Origin of the sequence: Kocuria sp. LUK (assembly GCF_021012935.1) — a bacterium.
Taxonomy (GTDB): Bacteria; Actinomycetota; Actinomycetes; order Actinomycetales; family Micrococcaceae; genus Kocuria; species Kocuria flava.
This window is the reverse complement of the sequence record NZ_JAJMZI010000003.1, coordinates 231,933-245,199: the sequence shown is the minus strand read 5'-3', so window position 1 is coordinate 245,199 and position 13,267 is coordinate 231,933. Positions and strand designations below refer to the sequence as shown.

Genomic DNA, 13,267 nt, shown 5'->3' with positions numbered 1-13,267 from the left:
CGTGGTCTGCGTCGAGCCGGCCCTGTCCGCGAGGGCCTCCCCGGCCTGCACGAGGCGGGGAGCGCGGCCCGAGCTCTGGTGGCCCTGAGCCGCCAATGTCCTGTGCGGCCCGTCACCGTGTCAAGAAGGAGTCGCGGCGCCTCCTGCCGCGGCGCTCAGTCGCCGCAGCAGGAGCAGCCGGGGCCGCAGCGGCACCCGTCGTCGTCCTCGTCGAGGAGCACGGCCACGGGGGTGCAGCATGCGTCCCCGCGCCAGGCCTCGAGGCCCTCCCGCACGGCGAAGGCGGCGATGACGAGGGCGGCCACCGGATCGGCCCACGACCAGCCCAGCGTGGCGTTGAGCACCAGGCCCACCAGCAGCACGGCCGAGAGATAGCTGCAGATCAGGGTCTGCTTGGAGTCGGCCACCGCACTGGCCGAGCCCAGCTCCCGGCCGGTGCGGCGCTCGAACCAGGACAGCAGCGGCATGACGACGAGGCTCACCGCGGCCAGGGCGATGCCCACCGGGGAGTGGTCGGCCTCCGCGGCACCGAGCAGGGCGCGCAGGGCGTCGACCGTGACGAAGGCCGCCAGGCCGAAGAAGGAGAAGGCGATCACCCGCAGCGCCGCCCTCTCCCGCCGGTGCGGGTCGGGGGCGGCGAACTGCCACGCCACGGCCGCGGCGGAGAGGACCTCCACGATCGAGTCCAGGCCGAAGCCGATCAGCGCCGAGGAGGAGGCGATCGCGCCCGCGCTCAGCGCGACGACCGCTTCGAGGACGTTGTAGGTGATGGTGCCGGCCACGATCCAGCGCACCCGACGGTGGAGGACGTCCCGCCGGGCGGCGGTGAGAGGTCGCGGGTCCCGGGAGGTCGTGCTCATGCGCAGGTGCATCCGTCCGGGGTGCAGCAGTCGGGGTCCACGGTGACGACCAGCTCGAGCAGGTCGCCCAGGGTCGCCCCCAGCCGGGGGTCGGCCAGCCGGTACCAGGAGTGGCGGCCCTCCTTGGTCGCGGTGACCAGACCGCACCCGCGCAGGCAGGCCAGCTGGTTGGAGACCACCTGCTTGGACACCCCCAGCGCCTCGACCAGCTGCGAGGGCGTGGCCGGGCCGGCCCGCAGGGCGAGCAGGATCCGGGTGCGCACGCCGTCGGAGAGGGCGTGGCCCAGCCGCGCGAGGGCGGCGGTGTGGGGCGGGGTCACGGTGGTCACGCTCTTTACAGTACAGCAGTCGATGTACCGTTCCCGCCGGCGGGCGGGTGCCGGATCCGGCACCCGCCCGCCGCCCGCTCAGTCGGGCAGGGCCGTGGCAGGGCGGCCCCGCAGGGCCTTGACCGTCAGCAGCCGCGCGAGCAGCCAGGGCTCCACGAGGTAGCGGTGGGCCAGCCGCCGCGGCTGCGTGGCCAGCCGGTAGGCCCACTCCAGCCCCAGCGGCCCGAGCCAGCGCGGCGGCATCGCCTGCGTCCCGGAGTACTGGTCGATCGCCCCGCCCGCGGCCGCGTAGACGGCCGGTGGCAGCTGCGCCCAGCGCCGGGCGAGGAACTCCTCCTGCAGGGGCATCCCGAGCCCCACGATCACGAAGTCGGGGCGGTACGCCCGCAGCTCCGCCACCACCCGGTCCTCGAGCTCGGCGTCCCACCCGGCCCCCGGCCAGCCCTCGACCGAGCGTGCGGGGTCGTCGGCCCGCAGGCGCGCGACCGTGCCGGCGTTGCTCTCCGGGCTCGCGCCGACGACGGCGACGCGGCGCACCGGGGTGCGGTGCAGCAGGCCCGGCAGCCAGTCCAGCGTGCCGAGGCGGTGCCGCTTCGCGGACAGGTCCCGCCCGGAGCGCCACTTGGCGAGCTTCAGGACCGGGAAGCCGTCCGCGAGCACGACCTCGGCCCGGCCGTACAGGGCCCGGAAGGCCGGGTCGACCTCCCACAGGTAGAGACTGTGCAGGTTGTGACCCAGCAGCAGGGCCTTGCGCCGCGCCTCCCAGGCGGCTCCGATCCAGCGGTAGAGCTGCTCGGTGTCCATCGGCGTCACCTGGGCGCCGCTGACCGGGATCTCGATCGTGCCCGGGCGCAGTGCCCGGGTCCGGTGCTTCAGCATGTGTTCCCCCAAACGGTTCGGCAGCCTCGACTGCCTCGTTCTGCGGCGATCGGCACGTTTGCCCATCGCCGGGGGCCCCCAGTTCCCGGCCGGCACCCGGAGCGGATCGGCGGGCGCCTCGATCGGAGGCGTCTGCCCGGACGCTCCGACCACCGGCGCATTCACCCTAGCAATCCATGCATTGACAAGGATGTCCCCGGTTCGGCGCCCGCCTGTCCCCGAAGGGGCACCGGCCTTCCGGGCCTCGATGGCGAGGTGGTGTCGGGATCCTCAAGAAGTGCTCAAGCTTCCCCGATCCGGGCTCCCGCCACTGTCGGAGGCCGGGAGCGGCCCGTATCTTTCCCGGTGAGGACCCCCAGTTCTCACCCGGTCCGCGCACCCGTGCTCACGCGTCGCGGACGCTGGATGCCCCGGCTCCGTGTCCCCGGAGCCGGGGCATCCGCCGTCCGCGGGGTCGTTGCGGCCGGTTCTCCCGGGCGGAGGGGCCCGTGCCTGGTACGAAAGGGGCATGATGTCCGCTTCCCCCGTGGGCCGGGTCCTGGTCGTCGAGGACGAACCCGATCTGGCCGCCCTGCTCGAGAGCTACCTGCACCGGGCCGGTCTCGACGTGGACGTCCTGCACGACGGCCTGGAGGCGGTCGCGGCCGTCCGGGAGCACGCCCCCGACGTGCTCGTGCTCGACCTGGGGCTGCCCGGGCTGGACGGGATCGAGGTGTGCCGGCAGGTGCGGGGCTTCTCCGACTGCCACATCCTCATGCTCACCGCCCGCGACGACGAGGTGGACACGGTCGTGGGGCTGTCCGTGGGCGCCGACGACTACGTGACCAAGCCCTTCAGCCCCCGGGAGCTGGTGGCGCGGGTGCAGGCCATGCTGCGGCGCGCCCGGGCCGGCGACGCCTCCCCTCCGGACGAGGGCCCCGGCGGGGTGCACGTGCTCGGGCGCCTCGAGGTGGACGAGAACGCTCGCCGGGTGCGCCTCGGGGGCGAGGAGGTGCCCCTGACGCGCACCGAGTTCGACCTGCTGGCGGCGCTGGCCGCCCGGCCGGGGACGGCGCTGAGCCGCCGCCGGCTGGTGGAGCTCGTGTGGGACGCCCACTGGGCCGGCGACGAGCACCTGGTGGACGTGCACGTGGGACGGATCCGCAAGAAGCTGCACGAGGACGTGGCCGCACCGCAGTACCTGCACACCGTGCGCGGGGTCGGGTACCGGATGGAGCTCCGTCCGTGAGGGATCCGGTGGCACCGCGGGACCGGGCCGCGTCCCCGCTGACCGTCCGTCTCGTGGTGGCCCAGACGGTCGTGCTGCTGGCGGGCCTGGCGATCGTCGTCGTGGCCGCGGCCGTGATCGGGCCGTCGATGTTCTACTACGAGCTCGTCCGGGCGGGTCACCACGACGCCGCCGCCGGGCTGGTGCACCTCGAGGACGAGCTGCGCTCGGTCAGCCTGACGGCCCTGGCCATCGGCGCCGTCCCGGCCCTCTACGTCGCCGGTCTGCTCGGCTTCCTCCTCCACCGGGCGTTCGGCCGGTCCCTGGGGGCCTTCACCCGCGCGGCCGGTGAGGTCGCCGGCGGCAACTACGCGGTGCGGGTCGAGTCGCCGGGGCTGGGGCCCGAGTTCGACTCCCTCACCCGCTCCTTCAACGACATGGCGGCCCGGCTCGACACCGTGGAGTCCACCCGGCGCCGGATGCTGGCCGACCTGGCCCACGAGATGCGCACCCCGCTGGCCACCCTCAAGGGACACCTGGAGGGCGTCCAGGACGGGGTCCTGGAGTGGGACGAGCGCACCGCGCGGATTTTGGACGCCCAGATCGCCCGGCTGGAGCGGCTGGCCCGGGACATCCGCTCCCTCACCCAGGCCGAGGAGGCGACCCTGCACCTGCGCCCGGTTCCCGTGGACCCCGCCGAGCTCGCCGCCCAGGCCGTGGCCGCGGCGGCGCCGGCGGCCTCCGCGCGGCACGTCACGCTGCACGCCCGCGGAACCCCCGGGACCACGGTGCCGCTGGATCCGGAGCGCACCGGGCAGGTGCTCGGCAACCTGCTCGAGAACGCCCTGCGCCACACCCCGGCGGGCGGGAACGTCACCGTGACGACCGAGCACGGCCGGGGCGAGGTCGTGGTCACGGTCGCCGACACCGGCGAGGGCATCGACGCCGAGCACCTCCCCCACGTCTTCGAGCGCTTCTACCGCGGCCCCCCGGGCCGCGAGGCCTCCCGCAGCGGGTCGGGCCTCGGCCTGGCGATCAGCAAGGCCCTGGTCGAGGCCCAGGGCGGGACCCTGGAGGCCGACAGCCCCGGACCGGGCGCCGGGGCCGTCTTCCGGATCCGGTGGCCGCTCCCCGGAACCACCGCCTGACCCGGCGGCCACCGGTACGCGGCCGGCACCGTGTGTCGTCCCTGCCCCGCCGCTCCGCCCGGACCTCTTGCGCCGACGACGGTCGCGGGGAACAATCCCGTTTTATGAAGCACACTGACAAAAAAGTTCTGTCCATGGGGGCCCTGACCCTCTCCGCCCTGCTGCTGACCGGGTGCGGCGACCTCGGCGGGGGCGGAGGCGGCGGGGGCGAGGAGACCACCGGCGGGTCGGCCGCCACCGAGGCGACCGGCAGCGCCACGCCCACCGCGGAGCAGTCGGCCTCCGGGAGCCCGACCTCCTCCGGGAGCCCGAGCGCCTCCGAGAGCGCCGGCGGGACGGCCTCCCCGACCGCCTCCGGGAGTGCGAGCGGTTCTCCCTCCGCGACTCCCTCGGGCGGCGCCGAGGCCGGTGCCGTGACCGGAGCGGTCGTGGCCGCGGAGGAGGCCGTGACCGGCGGGCAGGCCTTCGAGATCGACCGCAAGGACGGCGGGGAGGGCTGGGAGGTGACGCTGGCCGTGGAGGACCGGGAGCAGGAGGTCGAGGTCTCCGCCGACGGCGAGCAGGTCACCCCGCAGGAGACCGACGACGAGCTCGACCCGGCCGACCGGGACAACCTCGCGGCGGTCCGGGTGCCGCTCGAGGACGCCGTGCGCACCGCCCTGGGCGAGGTGGACGGCACCCTGGACTCCGCCGAGCTGGACACCGAGGACGGCGTGGTCGTGTGGGAGGTCGACGTCGACGAGTCCGACGGCACCTCGGTGGACGTCCACATCAACGCCGAGAACGGGTCCGTGCTCAAGGTCGACCGCTAGTCCCGCGGGGCGGAGCTGCCGGCCCGCCACGCGAAACGGTCCTGCGGGCGGGCCCGGCTCCTGACGAGGAGCCGGGCCCGGCCGTGTCAGGACAGCCGCACGCTCAGCCCGGCACGGCCGAAGCCCACGACGTCGTCGGCCCCGTCTCCGTCGACGTCCCCGAGCAGGCGCAGGTGGCGGTCCGGGGTCCAGCCGTCGTTGCGGCCGAACTCGGGGGTGAGCTCTTCGGCGGCGCGCAGCGGGACGGTGTTGCCGGGGATCACCAGGGTGGCGGCGTCGCCGAAGCCCACGACGTCGTCGGCCCCGTCCCCGGTGACGTCCGCGAGGACGCGCGGGTGGCGGTCGGTGCGCCAGCCCTGGACGGTCGCCAGGTCGTGGGTCTCGAGCCCGCTGGGGTGGAAGGTCGCCGGAAGCGGCAGGTCGCCGGTCGAGCGGGCCACCTGCACGCCGCGGTGGCCGAGGCCGACGACGTCGGCGCGCCCGTCCCCGCTGACGTCGCCCACGGTGCGCACGTGCTCGTCCGTGCGCCAGCCCTGGTCCGTGCCGAAGTCGCGGACCTCCAGCGCCGGGTCGGTGAACGTCCCGTCGGCGCGGCCCCAGGCCATCCACGTGCCGGCGGCGCCGAAGCCGACCAGGTCGGCCGCGCCGTCGCCGTCGACGTCGGCCACCAGCCGCGGGTGCCGCCCGGGGCGCCACCCCTGGGCCCAGCCGAGGTCCTGGAGCACCCGCCGGGCCGGGGCGAAGGAGCGGTCGGTCCGGCCCAGGGCCACCCAGGTGCCGCCGGTCCCGAAGCCCACGACGTCCTCGACGCCGTCCCCGTCGACGTCGGCGACCTCGCGCACGTGCCGGGCGGGCGTCCAGCCCTGGGCCGACCCGAAGTCGTCGACCGTCCGCTCGGGGGCGGTGAACGTGCCGTCGGCCTGCGCGTAGGCCACCTGCACGCCCCGGGCACCGAAGCCGACGAGGTCGTCCCGGCCGTCGCCGTCGACGTCGCCGGTCGTGCGCTCGGCTCCCGCCCAGCCCTGGGCCGAGCCGAAGTGCGGCACCGCCGGCTCGGGGGCGGCGAACGTCCCGTCCGCCCGACCCAGGGCGGTGAACGTCCCGGGGTCCCCGAAGCCGACGACGTCGGCCCGCCCGTCCCCGTTCACGTCGGCCAGCTCCCGCGGGTGCTCGCCGACCCGCCACCCCTGCGCCCAGCCGAAGGACGGCTGCCCTGCGGCGTGGGCCGGGGTCGCGCCGGCCGGCCCCGCCCCGGCCGCGCCCGTCACCGCGAGCGCGGCGGCCGCCGCCCCCACCCTCAGCGTCCGTGCCCGTGCTCGTGCTCGTGCCATGGCCGGCCCCCTTGATCTCATGTTCCCCCTGGTCAGCACTGAGTCTGCCCGGTCCGGTCGTGTGATGCCGGGTGCGGATCGGCGTGTCCCACGGCGTGGTCCGAGTGTTCGCGATGGAGAACTGTCGTAGCCTGCGGGCATGGCCGACGACACGACGTTCCCCCACGTCCGCCGATCCGACAACGAGCACGTGGGCTACCTGCGCCTGAGCGAGGACGACCGCTTCGTGCCCATCGACCTGATGTGGAACGAGCTCGCCGGCCCGCAGGAGCTCACCGACGCCGAGTCGCTGCTCGAGGAGCTCGGGCTGAGCTACCTCGCCGAGGACTGGCTGCTCGACGTCGAGGGCCACCCCGAGCCGGTGAAGGTCCGCATCCGCGAGATCACCCCGGAGCGGATCACCGTGGCCAGCGCCGACTACGGCTACCCGGCCGACATCGGCACGCCCTTCGTGCTGCCGAACCCCGCCCCCGCGCTGCGCCGGGCCTGAGCCCCGCCCGTCACCGACGGGTCACAGATTGCGGTCCGGCCACGGCCGGGTCCGCCGGGGCCGGGCGGTCGTATCCTGGCCGGTGGGGGCGAGGACCATGAACTGGACCGTGGAGCAGATCACCGCACTGCGCGAGGGCCGGGAGACCTTCCGCGACACCGCGCAGGGCACCGCGCTCACGTGGGTGCGCACGGGTGCCGAGACCGACGGCGAGTACAGCCTGATGTACGCCGAGTACGCACCGGGGATCACGGTGTTCCCGCACTTCCACACCGAGTACACCGAGACCGTGCACCTGTTCGAGGGCACCCTCGAGGGCCGCGTCGCCGGGCAGGAGGTCGTCCTGACCGATGGTGAGGAGACGATCGTCCCGCCGGGCGCCGTGCACGGCTGGCACTCCGCCGGCGAGCGCACCCTGCGCTTCGTGCTCGAGGTCCGTCCCGCCCACGCCGGCTTCGAGAAGTGGCTCGTGGCCCTGCAGCGGATGGCCTCCGACGGGCTGACCCACGCGGACGGGCGGCCGAAGAAGTTCTCCCACGCCGCCCTGATCCTCGTGGAGTCCGACATCAACCTCCCCGGTCCGGGGCGGGCGCTGATGCCGGTGCTGCGGCTGCTCGCCCGGCGGGCCCGCCGCACCGGGGTCGCCCGGCAGCTCGAGGAGCGCTACTGGCGCGCACCCTGAGCTCAGACCAGCCCGAGCTGGGCCGCCATCCGGTAGAGGTCGAAGCAGCGGTGCTCCTCGACGATCAGCCCCTGCGCGTCGCGGCGGCTGAGGATCCCCATGGGGACCTCCAGGCGCCCCGATCGTGGCGGGACCGTGACGCATGACGGCTCCGTGTCGGAGGCCGCTCAGCTCTCCGGCAGCGGGACGACCGTGCGGACCTTCCCGCCCCGGCCCTGCTGCGGGGGATCGGCGGCCAGGTCCACGGCGACGTGGGCCAGGCCCAGCCCGGCGAGCAGGTCCGTGATCCCCTGCCGCACCGCGGCCCGCACCTGCTCCGGGTCGGCGCCGACCGCGGGAAGCAGCCGGACCGTCAGGGCGGTGGGGGCGGTCTGCACGACCTGGAACAGCTCCACGCCGGAGGTGCGGTCGACGACGGTGCCCAGGGCCAGCGGGGGCACCGCGATCCGGCCGCGCCCGTCGTCGTCGGGGAAGCTCAGCACGTCCGAGGCCCGGCCCTCCACGCGCAGGGCGGGGGCGGGACTGCCGCACGGGCACGGGTCGGGGCGCACGAGCACCCGGTCGCCGACGTCGTAGCGGATGATGGGCTGGACCCGGTTGGCGAGGTTGGTCATCAGGACGGTGTCCGAGACGGTGCCCGGCGGCACGGGACGGTGGGCGGCGTCGACCGGCTCGAGGATCACCCAGTCCTCGACCAGGTGCAGCCACCCCTCGGCGCAGCTCGAGGCGGCGTAGCCGGACTCGGTGCACCCGTAGACCTCCCGCACCGGCGCCCCGAAGACCCGCTCGAGGCGCAGCCGCTCCTCCGGGGGCAGGCCCTCGGCGGTGCTGAGCACGAGCACCGGGGCCACCCGCAGCCGCCCGGCCTCCTGCTCGGAGCCCAGCAGCCGCAGCACGCTCGCATAGGCGCCCAGCAGCGAGGGCCGGAAGGCGTTGAGCTCGGCAACCAACTCCGGCACGGGCCGGTGGACCGACAGGATCCGCAACCGGCGGTGGCGCCGCGGCTTCTCCCGCTGCTCCCGGGCGCTCGCGCCCACGGACAGGAAGTGCCCGCCGGTGGCGACGACCATGGCGAAGCGGCCCCCGGGCCCGAGCAGCCGCAGGATCTCGCGTCCCGGCAGCCAGTCCGCGCTCAGCCGCGCCATCATCCCCTGGGCCACGGCCCAGTAGTGGTCGTCGAGGACGAACAGGCCCCGGGTGCCCGTGGTGCCGGCCGTGGTCGCCACGAGGTACTTCCCCGCGAAACGCGCGCCGATCCGGGCCGGGTCCGCCACGAACTCCTCGACCGCCGCGCGGGTGACGGCCGGGTCCGTGACGACCTCGTCGAAGGCGGCCATGAGCGCCCGCTTGTCCGTGACGGGCAGGGCGGTGACGTCCTCGACCCGCTCCGGCAGTCCCCGGTAGAGCCGCCGGTAGTACGGGGAGCTCGTGCGGGCGAGGGCCACGAGCGCGGCCAGGCGCTCGCGCTGCCGCGCGTGCAGTGCCTCCGCCCCCTGCCGGTGGACCCGGCGGGCGTCCCACCACACCCACAGCGGACTGCTCCCCCGGTTCAGGGCCACGACGGCCACCTCCTCGCACGGCGGGCCCTCGGGCCGCGGGTGCCTCGGACCCCCGGCCGCCCCCCGCGACTGGTTCCCATGCTAGGACCGGCGCAGCCCGGACGGACCCGTGCGAAGCCGTGCGACGTCCCGGATCCCGGACGGGCGGGCTTCCTTCCCCGGGCACGACGAAGGGGCGCTCCTGGTCGAGAGCGCCCCCGTCGGTGCATCTGGTCCTGCAACGGTCGAGCCGGTCGCCACGGCGTGCCGCCCCCTCTCCCGAGAGCAGCGGCACACCGCACCGTGCCGGAGCACGGCCCGCGGCGGACGGGTCCGAAACATTCCCGCCCGGCGGAGCCGAGCCGCCGCACCGAACACCCCCCGGAGCCGGCGCGGACCTCGTGGCCGGACGCGCACGGACCGCTTCCGCACTCCCCCGGTCATGTCCGCCCGGGAGAGGGGCCGGTCCGGCGCCGGTCGGCCGTTCCTCACTCTACTGATCAGCACCCTTAGTTGTCACATCGGGCCGATCGGGCCGACCGTCCGGCCGTGCTCCCACCGTGCCCTGCGGGCCTGGGTCCGCGCTGGACGGGCCCGATGTGCCGGCCGGGCGTCACACCAGCCGGCCCACGGCCGCCAGGGCCAGGTCCCGGGGGCGCACGAGGCGGTGACCCGTGCTCATCCGGTTGAGCAGGCGGGCCGCGCGCACGAGGCGGGTCGTCGGGGGCCGGCGCACGGCGTCGTAGCGGCGCAGCGCGGCCGCGACCCCGGCCTCGTCGACGAGCGGCCCGGCACCCTCGGTCAGGGCGTCGACCAGCGTGGTCGCGTCGACGAGGGCCTCGGCCGCGCCCCGTCCCAGGTTGGGCGCCATGGCGTGGGCGGCGTCGCCGACCAGGGCGGTGCGGGCGGTGACGTAGGAGCGCAGCGGGGGGACGTCGAGCAGCTCCCGCCGGTCCAGCGAGGTCTTGTCGAGGGCGGCCAGCACGTGCTGCACGGCGGGGTGCCAGCCGCGGTAGAGCTCCCGCAGCACCTCCGCCGTCGCGCCGGCGGGCGGCGGTTGCGGCAGCAGCTCGGCGCGGAAGCACGCGTACCAGTAGGTGCTGGTGGCGTCGTACGGGGTGATGCCGAAGATCCGGCCGGGCCCCCAGGTCTCGGTGACGCCCTCGGCCGGGAGCAGCGCCCGCCCGCGGATCGCCAGCGTGCCCAGCGGCCGCTCGGCGACGCCGAACAGGGCGGTGCGGACGGGGCTGTGCACGCCGTCGGCGGCCACGACCACGTCGGCGTCCGGCAGCAGGTCCGGGTCCCCGGCCGGTCGGTGCCAGGCGATCGTGCCCGGGGGCAGGTCCCGGGCCAGGGCCTCCAGCAGGACGGGGCGGGGCACCATGCGCACACTGCGCTCGGGGCCGAGCCGGGCCAGGGTCCGGCCGTCCGGGCGCAGGATCCGGCCGCCGCGGGCCTCGACGGAGGCGGCACGGACCTCCTCGCCGAGACCGAGGTCGTCGAGGGCCCGCATCGCCGCCGGCCACATGCCCAGGGACGTGCCCGTGACCGGCAGGCCGCCCGAGCGCTCGCGCACCTGAACCCGCCAGCCCGCGGCGAGCAGTCCCCGGGCGGCGGCGAGGCCGGCGATGCCGGCCCCGACGACGACGGCTTCTCCGGTCACGGCGGCTCCTCGGTGCTCGTGGCGTCCTCCACGACCATGATCGCGCGCGGACCCCGGGAGCACAGCCCCCGGGGGCCGGCCGTCGTCGTGCTGCGGGACCTCAGTCCGTGCGCGCCGGGGCCGCCCTGCGGGCGCGGACGGCGGCCTCGACGTCCTCGCGCACGAGGTCGGCGTTGATCGCCGCCCCGGCGAGCACGCCGGCGCCGGCGGCGACCGAGACCATCGCGGAGAGGTCCGCGGTGTTGCCGGCGACCCACACGCCCGGGACCTCGGTGCGGCCGGTGGGGTCCCCGGCCACGTACGCCCCGAAGGGGTGGTCGGCGGGCGTCCCGCCGAGCTGCTCATAGAGCTCCGTGCGGGCCGCGAAGCGCGGGGCGACGACGACGGCGTCGGCGGCCAGCTCGGTGCCGTCGGCCAGGACGAGGGCCTGCAGCACCCCGTCGGCGCCGCGGACCCCGGCGGCGGTGGCCCCGACCACGGCGATGCCCGCGGCGGCCAGCTGCTCCGCGGCCTCCGGGCCCGGGTCGGGCATGGTGTGGCGCACGAGCGCGACGTCCTCGCTGAGCTGCCGGAAGAGCAGGGCCTGGTGGACGCTGTTGGGGCTGCTGCCGAGCACGACGATCCGCCGGCCGCGGACCTCCCACCCGTGGCAGTACGGGCAGTGGAGCACGCCGGTCCCCCAGTAGGGGCGCAGGCCGGGCAGCTCGGGCAGCTCGTCGACGAGGCCGGTGGCCAGCAGCAGGCGCCGGGCCCGCAGGACGGCGCCGCCGGCGAGCTCGACCGCGAAGCCGTCGTCGTCGGTGCGCCGCACGGCCACGGCGCGGTCGGTGCGCACGCGCGCCCCGTACCCCTCGGCCTCGGCCCGGCCGGCGGCCAGCAGCTCGAGCGGGGCGATGCCCTCGCGGCCGAGGACGTTGTGGGCGCCGGCGGCGGGGGCGTTGCGCGGCTCGCCGGCGTCGACGACGACGACCGAGCGCAGGGAGCGGGCCAGGGCGACGGCGGCGCTGAGGCCGGCCGCGCCCCCTCCCACGACGACGACGTCGCAGGTCTCGGGATTGATCTGACGGGTCACGGGAACCTCCTCGTGAGGTGGGGCGGGTGGTGGGACGGGTGTCGGGGCGGCGGGATCAGGGGCGGCGGGCGATCCGGACGGTGCGCCCGCCGCCGCAGGCCAGGTCCCGGGGGCGGCGCAGCGCCCCGGGGCCCTCCGGGTCCGGCAGCGGGTCTCGGGCCGCGGACGTCGTCACGCCTTCCACGGTAGCCAGCGTATGCCTTTGCCGCACTGAGTCTTGCCGAATGCGCAAGAACGGGTGGCGGCGCCCCGCTGTGGGGCCCGGTACCGTCGGCGCCGGAGCACCGGGACCCCGCCCGGTCACGGCCGAGGGAGCACGCGATGGACGAGCTGGAGCGGATCGCCGCGGCCTTCCCGGACCTGCGGTGGGACCGGGCGCGCAGGATCACCGAGGGCTGGGACCACGTCGTCGTGGTCCTGGACGACGCCCTGGTCTTCCGCTTCCCCCAGGAGGAGCCGTACCTGCAGGGTCTCGCCCGGGAGGTCGCGGTCCTGGACCACCTGGCCCCGCGCCTGCCGGTGCGCGTGCCCCGCTACGACCGGGTGGCCCCCGACGGCTCGTTCGCCGGCTACCCGCTGCTGCCCGGGCGCACGCTGCAGCCGGAGGTCCTCGCCGCCCTGGACGCCCCGGCGCGCGCGGCGGTCGTGGACCAGCTCGCCGCGTTCCTCTCGAGCCTGCACACCGCCCCCGTGGCGGGGACCCCGCTCGAGCGCCTGGCGCCGGTCTCCCTGCCGGAGGACCAGCGGGAGGTCCGGGCCGCGGCCGCGGCGCACCTGCCCGCCGTGCTGAGCCGGCAGGAGCTCGCCGACGCGGAGGCGATGCTGGCCGCCGTCGACGCCCTGCTGGCGGAGGAGCTGCCCGCGGTGCCCGTGCACAACGACGTCTACTCCCGGCACCTGCTGTGGGACGACGACGCCGCGGCGCTGGCCGTGCTGGACTTCAGCGACATGGGCCTGGGCGACCCGGCCGTGGACTTCGCGGAGCTGCACGAGTACGGGGAGGAGTTCGTCCGGGCCGTCTACGCCCGCTACACCGGGCCGAAGGACCCCGGGTTCCTCGAGCGGTCGTGGACCTACCAGTGCTGGGTGGGGGTGTACATGCTCACCGACCACTTCGACGTCGGCAAGACCTCCTGGGCGGTCGCCCGTGAGACCTTCGACCGGGTCCGCCGCGGCCGCTGAGCCCGCCCGCCCCACGGTCTCGCCCTTCCCCGGCACCGGCTCTACCCTGGATCCCACCGGCAGGGTTCCTCAGG

The 13,267-nt window shown here is 75.9% G+C and carries 13 protein-coding genes; 6 read left to right on the top strand and 7 right to left on the bottom strand.

The features are described 5' to 3' along the window. Nucleotides 1–155: 155 nt before the first annotated feature. From LQU92_RS06730 to LQU92_RS06720, 3 genes are all read right to left on the bottom strand, one after another. Complete coding sequence (locus LQU92_RS06730; RefSeq protein ID WP_230779195.1) at nt 156–860, bottom strand: cation diffusion facilitator family transporter; 705 nt, start codon at nt 858–860, stop codon at nt 156–158. After that, nucleotides 857–1,189: a helix-turn-helix transcriptional regulator gene (locus LQU92_RS06725; RefSeq protein ID WP_230779192.1), complete on the bottom strand. Its 333-nt coding sequence runs from the start codon at nt 1,187–1,189 to the stop codon at nt 857–859. Before LQU92_RS06725 ends, LQU92_RS06730 begins: the two co-directional genes overlap by 4 nt. A 78-nt stretch (nt 1,190–1,267) precedes the next feature. Next, nucleotides 1,268–2,068 (bottom strand): WecB/TagA/CpsF family glycosyltransferase, encoded by an 801-nt coding sequence (locus LQU92_RS06720; RefSeq protein WP_230779189.1) that lies wholly within the window; start codon nt 2,066–2,068, stop codon nt 1,268–1,270. 511 nt (nt 2,069–2,579) lie between these two features. On the opposite strand from LQU92_RS06720, the gene LQU92_RS06715 reads away from it, so the two are divergent. The 3 genes from LQU92_RS06715 (at nt 2,580) to LQU92_RS06705 (ending at nt 5,235) form a co-directional block, all read left to right on the top strand. Beyond that, nucleotides 2,580–3,296, top strand: coding sequence for a response regulator (locus LQU92_RS06715; protein ID WP_374229665.1), 717 nt, complete (start codon nt 2,580–2,582; stop codon nt 3,294–3,296). After that, entirely contained in the window at nt 3,293–4,423 is a 1,131-nt protein-coding gene (locus tag LQU92_RS06710) for a cell wall metabolism sensor histidine kinase WalK (protein ID WP_230779183.1), read from the top strand. The genes LQU92_RS06715 and LQU92_RS06710 overlap by 4 nt, the downstream gene beginning before the upstream one ends. A gap of 104 nt (nt 4,424–4,527) precedes the next feature. Beyond that, a complete protein-coding gene (locus tag LQU92_RS06705; RefSeq protein WP_230779180.1) occupies nt 4,528–5,235 on the top strand; it encodes a PepSY domain-containing protein in 708 nt (235 codons plus the stop codon). Between the two features lie 86 nt (nt 5,236–5,321). Here the strand turns inward: LQU92_RS06705 and LQU92_RS06700 are convergent, their stop codons facing one another. Next, on the bottom strand, nt 5,322–6,566 hold the full coding sequence (locus LQU92_RS06700) for a VCBS repeat-containing protein (RefSeq protein WP_230779177.1): 1,245 nt from the start codon (nt 6,564–6,566) through the stop codon (nt 5,322–5,324). A gap of 139 nt (nt 6,567–6,705) precedes the next feature. Between LQU92_RS06700 and LQU92_RS06695 the strand changes: the two genes are divergently transcribed. Beyond that, a complete protein-coding gene (locus LQU92_RS06695; protein ID WP_230779174.1) occupies nt 6,706–7,056 on the top strand; it encodes a serine/threonine protein phosphatase in 351 nt (116 codons plus the stop codon). 97 nt (nt 7,057–7,153) lie between these two features. After that, nucleotides 7,154–7,738: a cupin domain-containing protein gene (locus tag LQU92_RS06690; RefSeq protein WP_230779171.1), complete on the top strand. Its 585-nt coding sequence runs from the start codon at nt 7,154–7,156 to the stop codon at nt 7,736–7,738. Nucleotides 7,739–7,905: 167 nt separating this feature from the next. Here the strand turns inward: LQU92_RS06690 and LQU92_RS06685 are convergent, their stop codons facing one another. The 3 genes from LQU92_RS06685 to LQU92_RS06675 form a co-directional block, all read right to left on the bottom strand. Beyond that, complete coding sequence (locus tag LQU92_RS06685; protein ID WP_230779168.1) at nt 7,906–9,297, bottom strand: phenylacetate--CoA ligase family protein; 1,392 nt, start codon at nt 9,295–9,297, stop codon at nt 7,906–7,908. A gap of 592 nt (nt 9,298–9,889) precedes the next feature. Beyond that, nucleotides 9,890–10,939, bottom strand: coding sequence for an FAD-dependent monooxygenase (locus LQU92_RS06680; protein ID WP_230779165.1), 1,050 nt, complete (start codon nt 10,937–10,939; stop codon nt 9,890–9,892). Nucleotides 10,940–11,039: 100 nt separating this feature from the next. Further along, a complete protein-coding gene (locus LQU92_RS06675) occupies nt 11,040–12,011 on the bottom strand; it encodes an NAD(P)/FAD-dependent oxidoreductase (RefSeq protein ID WP_230779162.1) in 972 nt (323 codons plus the stop codon). 321 nt (nt 12,012–12,332) lie between these two features. On the opposite strand from LQU92_RS06675, the gene LQU92_RS06670 reads away from it, so the two are divergent. Further along, complete coding sequence (locus LQU92_RS06670; protein WP_230779159.1) at nt 12,333–13,193, top strand: phosphotransferase family protein; 861 nt, start codon at nt 12,333–12,335, stop codon at nt 13,191–13,193. Nucleotides 13,194–13,267 lie beyond the last annotated feature (74 nt).